The sequence below is a fragment of the Xanthomonas cissicola genome, from assembly GCF_008801575.1.
In the GTDB taxonomy this organism is placed as follows: Bacteria; Pseudomonadota; Gammaproteobacteria; order Xanthomonadales; family Xanthomonadaceae; genus Xanthomonas; species Xanthomonas cissicola.
The window spans coordinates 55,112-69,371 of sequence record NZ_VZPL01000008.1 but is presented as its reverse complement, the minus strand read 5'-3'; the positions used below and the strand labels follow the sequence as shown (position 1 = coordinate 69,371).

The window sequence follows — 14,260 nt, the reverse complement described above, 5'->3', positions numbered from 1 at the left end:
ATGCCGCAGGCGGGCCACGCTCACGCGGCATGTTCATTGCCGATGCGGCATCCTGATACGCCCGCGTCGCACTCCATCGGACCTTACGATGACCTCTCTCCCCTCCCAAGCTCCGCTGCATCTGGTTGTGGTTGGCGGCGGATTCGCCGGCTTATGGGCGACCCGCGCGCTCGACGACCCCGGCATCCGCATCACTCTGGTCGACCGTCAGAACCACCACCTGTTCCAGCCCCTGCTGTATCAGGTGGCCACCGCCGGCCTGTCGGCACCGGACATCGCCGCGCCGCTGCGGCACATCCTGCGCGAGCAACGCAATGTCGAAGTACTGCTCGGCGATGTCACCGATATCGCACCAAGCCGCCGCGAGGTGGTGTTGGCCGATGGCGGCACGCTCGGCTACGACATGTTGCTGCTGGCCACCGGCGCCACCCATGCCTATTTCGGCAACGACCAATGGGCCGAACACGCCCCTGGCCTGAAAACGCTGTACGACGCGCTGGTGCTGCGGCGCAAGCTGCTGCTGGCCTTCGAACGCGCAGAAGCCGAATCCGACCCTGCCGCACGCGCCGCCTGGCTGAGCTTTGCAGTGGTCGGCGGCGGGCCCACCGGCGTCGAACTGGCCGGCACTCTGGCCGAAATCGCCCGCCACACACTCAAGAACGAGTTCCGCCACATCGACCCGCGGCAGGCGCGCGTGCGGCTGGTCGAAGCCGGTCCGCGCGTGCTGCCCTCGTTTCCGGAAGATCTCACCGCCAAGGCGCGCAAACAGTTGGAACGTCTGGGCGTGGAGGTGCACACCGGAACTCCGGTCACGCAGATCGATGCATTGGGCTACCAGCTCGGCGGCACCTTCGTGCCGGCCCGCACCGTGGTGTGGGCCGCCGGCGTGGCCGCCTCGCCGCTGGCGCGTACGCTGGGCGTGCCGCTGGATCGCGCCGGCCGCGTGCTGGTCGAAGCCGACCTCAGCGTGCCGGGCCACCCGGACATCTTCGTCGGCGGCGATCTGGCCTCGGTGCAGCAGGACGGCCGCCCGGTGCCGGGCGTGGCACCGGCCGCCAAGCAGATGGGCAAGCACATCGCCAAGGCAATCCGTGCGCGGCAGCGCGGCCAGACCGCGCCGGCGTTCCGCTACCAGGACTACGGCAACCTGGCCACGATCGGCCGCATGGCCGCGATCGTGCATGTGGGCAAGCTCAAGCTGTCCGGCGTCGTCGCCTGGTAGTTCTGGCTGGCTGCGCACGTGTACTTTTTGATCGGCTTCCGCAACCGGTTCGTGGTGCTGGTGAACTGGGCGATGGCGTACTGGAGCTACCAGCGCGCCGCGCGCATCATCTTCGGCGGCGCCACAGACGATCCTCCGCCCAGCAGCAAGGACGGATGACAGCGGCGCAGGCCGTGCGCGATGCTGTGCGGCCTGATGCGATGGCCTGATCGTGGCAACTGTCCTGTTCCTGCTGGATCTGCTCGGCACCTTCGTGTTCGCCCTGAGCGGGGCGACCGTGGCGGTACGCAACCGTCTGGACCTGTTCGGCGTGCTGGTGCTCTCCTGCGCGGCCGCGGTGTCCGGCGGCATCGTGCGCGATGTGCTGATCGGCGCCACCCCGCCGGCCGCGCTGGTGCAGCCGCAGTATCTGCTGGTGGCCTGCCTGGCCGGCGTGGCCGGGTTCTATTGGCATGCAGCGGTGGAGCGCCTGCGCAATCCGGTGCAGATCTTCGATGCCGCCGGGCTGGCGCTGTTTGCGGTCTATGGCACCAGCAAGGCGCTGGACTATCACCTCACCCCGTTGAGCGCGACATTGCTGGGCATGCTCAGCGGCATCGGCGGCGGCATTGCGCGCGATCTGCTGGTGGCGCGCACGCCGGTGGTGTTGCAGGCCGAACTGTACGCGGTCGCCGCGCTTGCCGGTGGCGGGCTGGTCGCGGTCGGGCACGTCCTGGATGTGCCGCAGGCCTGGTCGTTGGCGACCGGCGCCGGCGTGTGCTTCGGCCTGCGCTTCATGGCGATCCGCTACGGCTGGCATCTGCCGGTGGCGCGCTCGCCGGAGTAGCAATCGCGTAGCCCCACATAGACAGACGGCCCGGAAAACCGGGCCGTCTGTGCAAACACTCGCGCAAGACCGACAGGATCAGGCGACGAACAGCGCCTTCATCTTCTTCAGCGCATTCGCTTCGATCTGACGGATGCGCTCGGCTGACACGCCGTATTCGTCTGCCAGTTCCTGCAGCGTCACCTTGGAATCGGAATCCAGCCAGCGGCGCTTGACGATGTCGCGCGAGCGCGCGTCCAGGCCAGCCATACCTTCGCGCAGCAGCTGCAGCTGGTTGTCTTCGCTGTCGTGACGCTCGTACGCCTGCGACGGATCTTCTTCATTGGCGACCAGGTAGCTCACCGGCGACGGCGGGCCGTGATCGTCGTCTTCGTCCGACGACGCGTCGAAACCGATATCGCGACCGGACAGGCGCGACTCCATTTCCATCACTTCACGCTCGGAGACGTTCAGGTCCTTGGCAACCGCAGTCACTTCGGACGCATTGAGCCAGCCCAGACGGGTCTTGGACTTGCGCAGGTTGAAGAACAGTTTGCGCTGCGCCTTGGTCGTGGCGACCTTGACGATGCGCCAGTTCTTCAGGATGAACTCGTGCATCTCGGCACGGATCCAGTGCACCGCGAAGCTGACCAGGCGCACGCCCATGTCCGGGTCGAAGCGCTTGACCGCCTTCATCAGGCCGATATTGCCTTCCTGGATCAGGTCGCCCAGCGGCAGGCCGTAGCCGTTGTAGCCGCGGGCAACGTGCACCACGAAGCGCAGGTGGGAATGGACCAGTTCGCGCGCGGCGTCCAGATCCAGCTCGTCGCGAAAGCGACGGGCCAGATCCTGCTCCTCATCGACCGACAGCACCGGGATCTGGTGCACGGCACCGATGTAGGCGTCCAGCGAACCGAGCGCACTGGGAATCGGGAGATTGTTTGCCACAAGGGCAGTCGAGGTAGTCTGGTTCATAGGCACCATCTTAGCAGTCGAACTATTGGACTGCCGGGTACAGAAAGAGTTCCCAGCATTCCATTTATAGGACGTTCGGGCTTTTGGCATCGCCGGTGTTCTACAGCCCGGCACCCCAAATTCGAGGCTTACCGTATCACCAAGCCCCTATGCAAACCGTGACAAACTGGTTGCGCAACGGAATGTACGGGAGCGTCGTTCAGGCGCCGGCGGAGGTGAGGTCCAGCGCGCTGCGCGGTGGCAGCGACCAGTCGATCGGGCTCAGACCACGCCGCCGCAAATGGTCGTTGGTCTTGGAAAAATGCTGGCAGCCCAGGAAGCCGCGGTGCGCCGACAGCGGCGAAGGATGCGGCGCCTTCAAGACCCGGTGGCGCGTCTGGTCGATGACCTTGCCCTTGGACTGCGCATAGCTGCCCCACAGCAGGAACACCAGCCCTTCGCGCTCGCGGTTGAGGGTTTCCACCACATGATCGGTGAAGCCTTCCCAGCCCTTGTTCTGGTGGGCCCCGGCGCGTCCCTGCTCCACCGTCAGCACCGCATTGAGCAGCAGCACGCCCTGGCGCGCCCAGGGCATCAGGTAGCCGTGATCCGGCCGCGCGATCCCCAGGTCGTCCTGGATCTCTTTGTAGATATTGAGCAGCGACGGCGGCACCGGCACGCCGGGCAGTACCGAGAAGCACAGCCCATGCGCCTGACCTTCGCCGTGATACGGGTCCTGGCCCAGGATCACCACCTTGACTTGCTCGAACGGTGTCGCGTCGAAGGCGGCGAAGATCTGCGGGCCGGGCGGAAACACCCGCGCCCCGGCCGCCTTGCGCTGGCGCAGGAACGCCGACAGCTCCCGCATCTGCGGGCGCAGCAGCCAGTCGCCCACCCTTGCCTTCCACGACGGTTCCAGCTGGATGCGTCCTTCCCCTTCAGTCATAGCGTGACAGCCTGATCCTCCAGGCGTGCCAGGCGCAGCTGGAACAACACCTTGGTCACCAGCAAGCGCTCTTCGATCGGTTTTTGCACCAGATCGTTGGCACCGGCGCGCAGCAATTCGGACTGATTGCGCGGGTTGGTGTCGCCGGTCATCACCAGCACAGGCAGGCGGCGCTTGCCGTAGGCGAAGTCGATGCGGATACGCTCGACCACGTCGCGGCCGTTGAGCTCGCCCTTCAGCGTCACGTCGGTCAGCACCACGTCGATTCGGCGCTCGGTGCGGCCCAGCGATTCGGCGGTGAGCAGCGCAAAGGCATCTTCGGCGGTGAGCACGTGCACCACTTTCAGGCTCTGGCGTTCGAGCATGCGCTTGGTCGCCTCGGCCACCACGCGGCTGTCTTCAATGTAGAGCACGGTCGCGCCCACCACCGGCTCGGGCTGCACGTAGCCGCGGATGAAGGTCGCCAGGGCTTCATGGCCCAGCGCCTTGTCGAAATAATCGGTGACGTACTCGGTGAAACGGCGCTCCACCAGATGCTGCTGCGCATCGCCGGAGACCACGATCACCGGGACATAGGCCTGCCCGGCGGTTTCGCGCACGCTGCGCGCCAGGGTCAGGCCGTCGCCATCGGGCAGCGACAGCGAGGTGGTGACCAGATCCACCGCGCCGGCTTCCAGCGCCTGACGCGCTTCGGCAATGTTGGAACAGCCGATCACCTGCACATTGGGCAGGTCGCGCTTGAGCACGTCGGCAATCAGCTTGCGCACCAACTTGGAGCCATCGACCACCATCACGCGCGGCGCGTCGCTGATCAGGTGTTTGAGATCTGGTGGGTGCATGGCAGGCCTCAGGTCTCGGTAGGACGGGTCTGGCGAAGGAAATGGCCGGTCACCAGCCAGGCACCCAACCAACCCAGGACTAAGGTGCCGACCAGCACCATCGCAGAATGCAACAGATCCAGCCCATGCAGGGTAAAAGAACTGCCGTAACTGTCGGCCAATGTCGCCAACGGCGCACGCAATGCCAGGCCCGAGGCGGCGATCAGAGCGAGCGCGACAGCGCCGGCGCCGAGTCCGTACCACGCGCCCAGATACAAGAACGGACGACGGATGAAGCCATCGCTGGCGCCGAGCAACTGCAGCACGCCGATTTCTTCGCGCCGCGACTGGATATCCAGCCGCACGGTGTTGCCGACCACCAGCACCGCACCGATCCCGAGCAGGGCAGACAATACCTGGACCAGGCGCTCGCCGAAATGCAACCAGCCATCCAGGCGCTTGCGCCACAGCGCGTCGTGCTGCACCTGATCGGTCTGCGGCAGCGCCTGTAGCGCACCGGCCAGCTGCGCGTCGTCGGTCGCATCGGCGGGAGTGACGATCAACAAGGTGGGCAGCGGGTTGTCGCCCAGCGCATCGGCCGCTTCATCGAGCTTGGCGCTCTCGCGCAGCTCGGCCAAACCCTGTTCGGGCGTACGCAGCGTGACCTTGGCCACATCCGGACGTGCACGCAGCTCGCCGGCCAGCGCCTGCGCCGCATCGGCGGCCACGTCGACCTTCAGGAACAGATTGATCTCGCGCGATTGCTGCACGCTGCCGGCCAGCAGCTTGACGTTATCCAGCGCGATCGACAGCCCCAACGGCAGGGCTAGCGCCAGGGCCATCACCACGATGGTCAACAAGGTGGCCCACGGCTTGCGCATCGCACGGCCCAGGCTGAAGGCGATGCTGTGCAGATGATGGTCGATCCACACGCCGAACCGCGACGGCGCGACGGTTTCGGTATTGGCGGGCTTGCTCATTCGGCCAGGTCCTGCGGCGAGATGTCGTCGACCAGGCGGCCGTGATCCAGAATCAGCACGCGCTTGCGCATCTGCTTGAGCAGCGCCAGGTCGTGGCTGACCACCAGCACGCTGGTGCCACGGGCCGGGAGTTCGGCGAACAACTGCATGATTTCCGCGGCCAGTGCGGGGTCGAGATTGCCGGTGGGCTCATCTGCCACCAGCAGCCGCGGTTCGCCGACGATGGCGCGCGCGATGCCAACGCGTTGCTGCTCACCGGCAGACAATTGCGACGGCAGGGCTTTCTCGCGATGGGCCAGACCGATGCGCTCCAATGCCGAGCGCACGCGTTTGCCGATCTCGGCACGCCGGGTGCCGCGCAAGATCAGCGGCAAGGCCACGTTCTCGGCGATGCTGCGGTCGTTGAGCAGACGGTGGTCCTGATAGACCGCGCCCACCTGACGCCGATGCAGCGGAATCTGCCGGCCACGCACCTTGAGCAGGTTACGTTCGCCCAGCAGCACCGCGCCCTGACTCGGGCGTTCGCTGAGGTGGATCAGTTTGAGCAAGGTACTTTTGCCGGCGCCGGAATGGCCGGTCACGAACAGCATCTCGCCATCGGCCACTTCGAAGCTGACATCGGTCAGCGCCTGGTGGCCACCGGCGTAGTGCTTGCTGACGTTGTCGAAACGCAGAACGGTCATTCAGCGATTATGCCGGAGCGCCAGTGCTTGCGTCGCATCGCCGATGCGCGGCGATGCGATCAATGCCGCAAACGGTCAGTTGCCGGAGACCAGCGAACGCAGTCGGCGGCCGATCCGGCTGAGCAGCGACGGGCTACCCGACGGCTTGGCGGCGGCACGCACCGGCTTGGCAACCACCTGGGTGGGCTTGCGCGGTGCGGCAGGCGCGGGAACCGGCGTGGATGCCACTGCCGGCTCGGCACCCTCGACCGGACGACCGTTACGCCGACGCCGACGCTTGCGTGGTGCGCGCTCGGCATCGGCCACGCCCGCGGAAGGTGCCTGTGCCGCTACTGCAGCAACCACCGGATGTTCGGTCGACGCCGCAGCTGCAGGCGCTTGGCCTTCCACCCGTGGCTTGCGACGCGGACGCGGCTTGCCATCGGCACCTGCGCCATCGCGGCGACCACCGCCACTGCCGCTACGCGACCCGCCGGGGCCACCGCGCCCACCACCGCGACGCTGTTCTTCGGCGGCACGCTGCTCGCGCGCTTCGCGGAAGATCGTGCCCACACTGTCGCCAGCAGCGTCATCGTCGGCCTCTTCGCCTTCCACCGGCACGCGTGGCGCGCGCGGCAGCGGCGTCAGCAGTTCGGACGTCACCGGCTCGACCGGAATCTTCTGCTCGATGTAGGCCTCGATGTCGGGCAGGCTCATCGCATAGCGTTCGCAGGCGAAGCTGATCGCATCGCCTTCCTCGCCCAGACGCGCGGTGCGGCCGATGCGGTGGACGTAGTCTTCGGCGTCGAACGGCAGGTCGTAGTTGTAGACGTACTTGACGCCGTCGATATGCAGACCGCGCGCGGCCACGTCGGTGGCGACCAGGATTTCGAGCTGGCCTTTCTGGAAGCGGTTGAGCAGCGACTCGCGCTTCTTCTGCGGCACATCGCCCGACAGCACACCCACCCGGTAGCCATGCCGCTCCAGGGTGCGCGCCACGCGCTCCACGAAGGCCTTGGTGTTGACGAACACCATGGTGCGCGCGCCTTCGCTGCGCGACAGCAAGCCCAAAAGTAGCGTCTGCTTCTCTTCGTCGGACGGGAAATAGATGCGCTGGCGCACCCGCGCGGCGGTGATGCTTTCGGTTTCGACAACGAGCTTCTCCGGCTCGTTCATGTGCTCGTAGGCCAGCTCCAGCACGCGGTGGCTGAGGGTGGCCGAGAACAACAACGTCTGCCGGGTGCCGCGCTCGGGCATGCGCCGCAGCAGGAAGCGGATGTCCTTGATGAAGCCCAGATCGAACATGCGGTCGGCTTCGTCCAGCACGCAGATCTCGCAGGCGTGCAGCGAGACCACCTTGTGCTGTTTGACGTAGTCGATCAGGCGGCCCGGGGTGGCGATGATCACGTCCACGCCCTGCTGCAACAGCTCGCGCTGCTTGTCGTAGTCCACCCCGCCGTAGACCAGCGCAAAGCGCAGGCCCAGGTCGGCGCCGAACTTGACCGCATCCTTGTGGATCTGGATCGCCAGCTCGCGGGTCGGCGCCAGGATCAGCGCGCGCGGGTCTTCCGGCTTGCGGTCGGCCAGGGCCGGGCGGATCAGCAGCCGATTCATCACCGCGACCAGAAATGCCAAGGTCTTGCCGGTACCGGTCTGGGCCTGGCCGGCGACATCGCCGCCCGGCAGCGCGACCGGCAAGGTCAGCGCCTGGATCGGGGTACAGCGGGTAAACCCGGCGCTCTCCAGCCCGGCGATCAAGGCCGGATGCAGGTCGAACGAGGAAAAGGTCACATCGGTCAGCGGTTTGTCGCTCATTATTCCGTCTTCGTGAGGCGCCCTGGGCAGCCCGGGCGCGGCTTGCATCGATGCCGACAGCGTCGCAAACTGCGGCTGTTGTGGCGGACAGCGCGGCTTCAGGACTGACACTTGATTCAGTCACGCAATGCCCCAGTTTAGCGCAATGTAGCGGCCTGCCCGTTCGGGTGGGCCGTTTTGGTTTCCAGGAGACCCAAGGTGAGCGATAAGGTTCAACATGTCGGCGATGCCGACTTCGACACAGCTGTGCTGCAATCGGGCGAACCGGTTCTGGTGGATTTCTGGGCCGAGTGGTGCGGCCCATGCAAGATGATCGCCCCGGTGCTGGACGATCTGGCCGACACCTATCAGGGCCGCCTCAAGGTCGCCAAGGTCAATGTGGACCAGAACCGTGCGCTGGCCATCAAGTACCACGTGCGCTCGATTCCGATGCTGTTGCTGTTCAAGGACGGGCAGGTGCAGGCGACCCAGATCGGTGCCGTCGGCAAGGGCCAGCTGACCCAGATGATCGACAAGACCCTGGGTGGCGCGGCCGCCTGAGCAAGCGGGCGTCCAGCAATGGGCGCCCGATGATGCGCCGGCAGTTAAATCGTGCCCGGCAAGACGCTTGCGCGGCAACGCGCGGCGGTGATACTGTCAGTTGGTCCGGCACACGTTCGTGCGCCGCCGCACCCTCTAGAACCTCTTCTAGACTCCCATCTACCACCAGTTCGCCCCCTAGTTGGGCGCTCGCACCTTAGCGAGGAATCACGCACTTGTCCGATCATCCTTCCTCCGATACCGGGAGCAGCGTCGACGCTCCCGTCGAGAAGCGCGTGCGCAAGCCGCGCGTGAGCAAGACCGCCGCCGCCACTGAAGAGGCTGGCGCACAGCAGCCCAACCTGCCCTTGCCCGCCAGTCCCGCACCCGAAGCACCCCGTGCCGCGCAGGCACCGTCGCGCGCTGCCGATCCGGCACCGGCGCAGACGTCCAGCGATGGCGCCCAGGCCGGTCAGGCGCCCAGCGCCGGCCACGGCAGCGACACCCACGGCGAGCCCCGCGAGGGCGGCCAGTCGCAGCAGCAGCGCTTCAATCAGGCGCAGCAACAGCAGAACCAGAATCAAGGCCAGAACCAGGGCCAAGGCCAAGGTCAGCAGCAGGGCCAGAACCAGAACCAAAACGCCGGCCAGCATCAGCAAGGCCAGGGCGGTCAGGGTCAGGGTCAAAACCAGCAAGGCCAGAACCAGCAGGGCAACCGCCGTGACCGGTTCCGCAACCGCCGCGATCGCGGCCCGCGCGACCGCTTCGGCAACGACGGCGGCATGCCCTCGTCCGACGGCAGCAACGAACCGTTCATCGCGCGTCCGCATCCGGCCGTGCCGGAAGGTTTTCCGGTGTATTCGCTGAGCGACCTCAAGCGGATGCCGGCGCAGAAGCTGCTGGATATCGCCGACCAGCTCAATATTCAGGAAGGCGTGGCGCGTGCGCGCAAGCAGGACGTGATCTTCGCCCTGCTCAAGGTGCTGACCCGTCATGGTGAAGGCGTTGCCGCCGACGGCGTGCTGGAAATTCTGCCCGACGGCTTCGGTTTCCTGCGTGCGGCAGAAGCCAGCTACCTGGCCGGCCCGGACGATACCTATATTTCGCCCAGCCAGATCCGCCGCTTCAACCTGCGTACCGGCGACCACCTCTCCGGCCGCATCCGCTTCCCGAAGGACGGCGAACGCTATTTCGCGCTGTCGATCGTCGACACCATCAATGGCGAGCCGCTGGAAGCGAGCAAGAACAAGGTCCTGTTCGAGAACCTGACCCCGCTGTTCCCGCGCCGCCGCTTCCGTCTGGAGCGTGGCGATGGTTCCACCGAGGACATCACCGGCCGCATCCTCGATCTGATGGCACCGCAGGGCAAGGGTCAGCGTGCGCTGATTGTCTCCCCGCCCAAGGCCGGTAAGACGATGATGATGCAGCAGGTGGCCACGGCCATCACCACCAATCATCCCGAAGTGCACATGATCGTGCTGCTCATCGACGAGCGCCCGGAAGAAGTGACCGAAATGCAGCGCACCGTGCGCGGCGAAGTCATCTCCTCCACGTTCGACGAGCCGGCTGCGCGTCACGTGCAGGTCGCCGAGATGGTGATCGAGCGGGCCAAGCGCCTGGTCGAGCACAAGAAGGACGTGGTGATCCTGCTGGACTCCATCACCCGCCTGGCGCGTGCCTACAACAACGTGGTGCCCAGCTCCGGCAAGGTGCTCACCGGCGGTGTGGATGCCAATGCGTTGCACCGCCCGAAGCGCTTCTTCGGCGCGGCGCGTAACGTGGAAGAAGGCGGCTCGCTGACCATCATCGCCACGGCGCTGGTGGAAACCGGCAGCAAGATGGACGAGGTGATCTACGAAGAGTTCAAGGGCACCGGCAACAGCGAAGTGCATCTGAACCGTCGCATCACCGAAAAGCGCGTGTACCCGGCAATCGACATCAACCGTTCGGGCACGCGTCGCGAAGATCTGCTGATCGAGCCGGAGTTGCTGCAGAAGATCTGGATCCTGCGCAAGCTGCTGCACCCGATGGACGAAATCGCAGCAATGGAATTCCTGTTGGACAAGATGAAGACCACCAAGTCCAACGACGAGTTCTTCAGTTCGATGAAGCGCTGAGTTCAATCGGTTTATCGAGACGAAAAAGCCCCGCATTGCGGGGCTTTTTTGTGTGAGGCGACTGTCGCGCAGCCTTTAGTGTCCTCCGTCAGCCGCTCTCAACTTCCTTGCAGCGGTGTGACCAGGCGAACACCTTCTCCGCGTGCGGAGAACAATCCACTGGCAGGCAGCGCATCCGGGTCGTCGCTCGTCCTGCCGCTGTCGGTAAATCGCTAGAGCGTGTGATGCACGTTGAGATGAGATGCGTTGGCCGCCAGCGGTGCGGAGCGGGTGCTGCGTGGCGCCGGCTTGGCTGGGCTGGCGCCAAGGTAAGCTGCGCGGCGAGCGCTCCGCAACGCTCTAGGCCAGCCTGCGCGACTCCGCATATGGCGGGGTGTCGGGATAATCGTCGTCGCGAAGCCGGCTCTGCAGGTCGCGCCACCAGCGTGGGTCGAACAGTTCCGGGTGCTGGTGCTTGAGCGCTTCCAGTTGCGAGGAGGGCAGGCCCATGAACAAGGCGAAGCGCTCGGGAAAGACGTCGCGCGGGCCGACATGGAACCAGGGTTCTGCGGCCATCTGTTCTTCGTAGGTGGCGGGTGTCGGCCAATCGCGGAAGTTGCATTCGGTGATCAGGCACAGCTCGTCGTAGTCGTAGAACACCGCGCGCTGATGGCGGGTAATGCCGAAATTCTTCAGCAACATGTCGCCGGGAAAGATGTTGTTGCGCGCCATGTCCTTGATGGCTTGGCCGTAGTCCAGCGCTGCGGCATGCGCGGCTTCGGGCAACTGTTCGCGCAGGTACAAATTCAACGGGCGCAACCGGCGCTGCACATAGCACAGTGCGATCAGGACATCGTCGCCGTCTTCGCTCAGGCTCATCGCGCAGCTGGTCTGCAGCTCTTGCAGCAGCGCCGGCGAAAAGCGCGCCTTGGGGAAACGCAGGAAACGATACGGCTGCGCGTCGAGCAGGCGGCCAATGCGATCAAGCTGGAAGACCAATTCGTACTTACCCTCCACCTGCGCGCGGCTCATGGTTTTGGGATACGCAAAGCGGTCGCGAATGAGTTTGAAGACCAGCGGATAACTGGGCAGCGTAAAGACCACCATGACCATGCCGGGAGTGCCATCGGCGTGCACCAGCTGTTCGGATGGATGCGCCTGAAAATGGCTGAAAAACGTGCGGTAACGCTCGGTCTTGCCCTGCTTGGCGCGGCCCAGCATCGTGTATAGCTCATCGACCGGCTTGTGGGTGAGCAGGCTGCGCAGGAACACCACCGCATCGCCGACAGTGGACAGGTCGGCTTGAAAATAGCTGCGCGAGTTACTGAACAATTGCGCGACATCGCTGCGTCGGGTCAGCACCGCTTCGGCGCGCAGGCCGGCGTCGTCGTTGATCAGCGCGATCACGCATGGCGAAAAGCGATGTTCGCCGAACACGCGTCCGACCAGATACGCACGCCGCTCGCGATAGAATACCGTCTCCAGCAATTCCACGCTGCGCACCGGATGCTCGCCCCAATGCGCCAGGTCGTCTAGCAGACGCACCGCGATGGCAGCCGCGCAGCGGGTGCGGTGCGCATACGGCACGGCGAACGCGTAGTCGCCCAGCACCCGCACCAGCATGTCGGTCAAGCGGCCGGGCGAGACCGCATAGGTGTGGCGCGCAACAGGCACGGTGATGGCGTCGGTCGGTTCGATATCCAGCGCGATGAATTCGATGTCCGCATCGACCCCGTGGGTACCGAAGTAGCGCCGGGTCAGGGTGTTGTAGAACGTCTTGTACAACTCCTGGTCGATCAACCCGCTCAGCAACGCAGCGTAACGATCGCGCGCACGCATCCATAGCGCGCGGTCGTGCGCCTGACCCAGCAGTACTGCGCGCAGACGCAACATGCATTCGGCGATGTATTGGTCGTAGAGCGCGATGCGCGCCACTGCGTCTTCGCGCGCGCCGCTCCAATCGCGTGTTTCGAACCGCTGTTTGGCGCATGCGGTGATTTCGGAAAAGCGCGCGTGATAGTCCTCGAACGCTTCGTACACGGCCTGGGCGATCGCCAGCGCACGGCGCTCGGATTGTGGTGGCAACGATGGATGGTTCATGGCGACGGTGTCCCGGAGCGCTTGCGGCGGCGCGCGGCCAATGGCGTGGCGGTCGCCTGTTGCGCATGCGCGGCGTGTTCGCGCGCCTGGCCCTGTAGCCAGGTGCGAAACGCGAGAAACCCGCCATGGGTGCTGGAACGCGGCGGATACACCAGGTAATGCGACCAACTGGTCTTGAGCCGTTGCGTGGACAACGCCACCAGCTGACCGGACGCCAGCAACAGACGCGCGCGCGTCACGCGCCCCAGTGCGACGCCGACGCCATCCAGCGCGGCACGATGGTGTGCCTCCGATTCGTCGAGCACGGCGACATAGCGTCGCGGCACATCGCCGCCGAACGCCGCGAACCAGCGCGACCAGGCGTCATCCGGGTCGCCCAGCAGTGGCCACTGATGCAAGGGTGGCGCCTCCACGCCGCCCATGCGGGCGATCAGGGCCGGGCTAGCCATGGGCACCAGCCATTCGTCGAACAATGGCTCGGCGATGACGCCAGGCCATTGCCCGGCGCCGATACGCATGGCGGCATCCACTTGCTGCTGGCGCTCGAAATCCACCAGCCGCTCGCTCGACAGCAGGTTGATTTCGATGGTGGGATGACTTGCCAGAAATTCGCCCAGGCGCGGCACCAGCCAGGCCGATGCCATCGACGGCGTGAGACTCAGCGTCAGGGTGTCTTCGCGACGCGCACCGAAGGGCTCGAACGCCTCGACGATGGCGTCCAGATGCGGTGCGATGCGCTCGAGCAGTTGTTGGCCCTGCGGCGTGGCGGTGACGCCGCGCGCATGCCGTTGCAGCAGCGGATATCCCAGCCGTTGTTCGAGCGCGCGCATCTGATGACTAAGTGCGCTGACGGTCAGATGCATCGCGCAAGCGGCGCGCGACAGGTTACCCAGGCGTACCGCGCTGACGAAGCCTTGCAATGCGTGAAGCGGCGGACGCGACATGGCCAACCCTTGAATGGAATTCAATACTTACTTGTAAAAGCCTCGCTTTTACCTCCCCTAGCCTGCGCCTACTGTGGATTCCACTCAAGTGGAGGTGGGTCATGCGCATCTTTAGCGAACTGTTGTTTCAGCACGGCCACATTGCCGATGTGGCGCTGGCCCAGCGCCTGGCGGAACCGGACACGGCGGTGGAGGCGATGCAACGGCACACCGCAATGGAATCGCTTGGATCTCCCGTGCGGCCACAGCCAAACGTGCAGACGATGACCGATCCGCCTTCGCAAACCCGGCGCGAGCGACGCATGGCGCGGCTCAGCCGACGCCTGCTGCGTGGCGTGACGGGATTGTCGCCGTTTCGCTGAAACGAAAAGGCCCGTCTCTTCCGAGACGGGCCCTGCA

12 protein-coding genes and 1 pseudogene are annotated in these 14,260 nt (G+C 65.4%); 5 read left to right on the top strand and 8 right to left on the bottom strand.

What is annotated here, in order from left to right; translation table 11 throughout:
* Window positions 1-88: 88 nt before the first annotated feature.
* Both F7R02_RS05475 and F7R02_RS05470 read left to right on the top strand, forming a co-directional pair.
* Window positions 89-1,381: pseudogene (locus F7R02_RS05475) on the top strand (NAD(P)/FAD-dependent oxidoreductase).
* A 52-nt stretch (window positions 1,382-1,433) separates the two neighbouring features.
* On the top strand, window positions 1,434-2,048 hold the full coding sequence (locus tag F7R02_RS05470; protein ID WP_005923058.1) for a trimeric intracellular cation channel family protein: 615 nt from the start codon (window positions 1,434-1,436) through the stop codon (window positions 2,046-2,048).
* Window positions 2,049-2,126: 78 nt separating this feature from the next.
* On the opposite strand, the gene rpoH is transcribed toward F7R02_RS05470, so the two are convergent.
* From rpoH to rhlB, 6 genes are all read right to left on the bottom strand, one after another.
* The gene (gene rpoH / locus F7R02_RS05465; RefSeq protein ID WP_005911428.1) at window positions 2,127-3,002 is read right to left on the bottom strand and encodes an RNA polymerase sigma factor RpoH; all 876 of its coding nucleotides are present in this window, start codon (window positions 3,000-3,002) and stop codon (window positions 2,127-2,129) included.
* 199 nt (window positions 3,003-3,201) lie between these two features.
* Window positions 3,202-3,927 (bottom strand): uracil-DNA glycosylase, encoded by a 726-nt coding sequence (gene ung, locus F7R02_RS05460; RefSeq protein WP_005911429.1) that lies wholly within the window; start codon window positions 3,925-3,927, stop codon window positions 3,202-3,204.
* Complete coding sequence (locus F7R02_RS05455) at window positions 3,924-4,766, bottom strand: response regulator (protein ID WP_005927293.1); 843 nt, start codon at window positions 4,764-4,766, stop codon at window positions 3,924-3,926. Before F7R02_RS05455 ends, ung begins: the two co-directional genes overlap by 4 nt.
* Before the next feature lie 8 nt (window positions 4,767-4,774).
* Entirely contained in the window at window positions 4,775-5,725 is a 951-nt protein-coding gene (gene ftsX, locus F7R02_RS05450) for a permease-like cell division protein FtsX (RefSeq protein WP_003484495.1), read from the bottom strand.
* The gene (ftsE, locus tag F7R02_RS05445; RefSeq protein ID WP_003484499.1) at window positions 5,722-6,408 is read right to left on the bottom strand and encodes a cell division ATP-binding protein FtsE; all 687 of its coding nucleotides are present in this window, start codon (window positions 6,406-6,408) and stop codon (window positions 5,722-5,724) included. The genes ftsX and ftsE overlap by 4 nt, the downstream gene beginning before the upstream one ends.
* A gap of 75 nt (window positions 6,409-6,483) precedes the next feature.
* The gene (rhlB, locus tag F7R02_RS05440; protein ID WP_003484502.1) at window positions 6,484-8,202 is read right to left on the bottom strand and encodes an ATP-dependent RNA helicase RhlB; all 1,719 of its coding nucleotides are present in this window, start codon (window positions 8,200-8,202) and stop codon (window positions 6,484-6,486) included.
* A 198-nt stretch (window positions 8,203-8,400) separates the two neighbouring features.
* On the opposite strand from rhlB, the gene trxA reads away from it, so the two are divergent.
* Together trxA and rho are read left to right on the top strand one after the other, a co-directional pair.
* Window positions 8,401-8,742 carry a thioredoxin TrxA gene (gene trxA, locus F7R02_RS05435; RefSeq protein ID WP_005923050.1) on the top strand — a complete coding sequence of 114 codons (342 nt, stop codon included), beginning with the start codon at window positions 8,401-8,403 and terminating at the stop codon, window positions 8,740-8,742.
* A gap of 215 nt (window positions 8,743-8,957) precedes the next feature.
* The gene (gene rho / locus F7R02_RS05430; protein ID WP_033485545.1) at window positions 8,958-10,838 is read left to right on the top strand and encodes a transcription termination factor Rho; all 1,881 of its coding nucleotides are present in this window, start codon (window positions 8,958-8,960) and stop codon (window positions 10,836-10,838) included.
* A gap of 339 nt (window positions 10,839-11,177) precedes the next feature.
* Here the strand turns inward: rho and aceK are convergent, their stop codons facing one another.
* Together aceK and F7R02_RS05420 are read right to left on the bottom strand one after the other, a co-directional pair.
* Window positions 11,178-12,917 (bottom strand): bifunctional isocitrate dehydrogenase kinase/phosphatase, encoded by a 1,740-nt coding sequence (gene aceK, locus F7R02_RS05425; RefSeq protein ID WP_078586402.1) that lies wholly within the window; start codon window positions 12,915-12,917, stop codon window positions 11,178-11,180.
* Window positions 12,914-13,861 carry a LysR substrate-binding domain-containing protein gene (locus F7R02_RS05420; RefSeq protein ID WP_078589535.1) on the bottom strand — a complete coding sequence of 316 codons (948 nt, stop codon included), beginning with the start codon at window positions 13,859-13,861 and terminating at the stop codon, window positions 12,914-12,916. The genes aceK and F7R02_RS05420 overlap by 4 nt, the downstream gene beginning before the upstream one ends.
* A gap of 101 nt (window positions 13,862-13,962) precedes the next feature.
* Here F7R02_RS05420 and F7R02_RS05415 point away from each other — a divergent pair, with 101 nt between their 5' ends.
* Window positions 13,963-14,223 carry a hypothetical protein gene (locus F7R02_RS05415; RefSeq protein ID WP_078589537.1) on the top strand — a complete coding sequence of 87 codons (261 nt, stop codon included), beginning with the start codon at window positions 13,963-13,965 and terminating at the stop codon, window positions 14,221-14,223.
* Window positions 14,224-14,260 lie beyond the last annotated feature (37 nt).